1 protein-coding gene is annotated in these 295 nt (G+C 49.5%); it reads left to right on the plus strand.

Going from position 1 to position 295, the window contains the following annotated elements:
• Positions 1-215 (plus strand): hypothetical protein (locus HMPREF2651_RS11010; RefSeq protein WP_210384371.1); only part of this gene is annotated, 215 nt, incomplete at its 5' end.
• Positions 216-295 lie beyond the last annotated feature (80 nt).

A 295-nucleotide genomic window follows, 5' to 3' on the forward strand; every position in this document is an offset into this window, starting at 1 on the left:
TCTCCCGAACCGACGAGGCCAAAAGAAAAAGGAACAAAACCATGATCTTTCCCACAAATGAAAAAACCACGCGAAAAGCACCCAAACAAGGCGCCGCCACGCAATCCATCACCCGCAAGCACAAAAGGACCCAAAACAAACAAAGGCCCCCGGCACCCACCAGCAACACACACGCAAACGACAACCAAACAAGCACTTTCCCAAAAAAGTATTAGTTAGTACATCGGCACACTATTGAGTTCTCACACAACACACACCCACAAAACAACCACCACAACCAAGCAGCAGCCACCCC

The organism is Corynebacterium sp. HMSC063A05 (assembly GCF_001809695.1).
GTDB classification, from domain to species: Bacteria; Actinomycetota; Actinomycetes; order Mycobacteriales; family Mycobacteriaceae; genus Corynebacterium; species Corynebacterium amycolatum.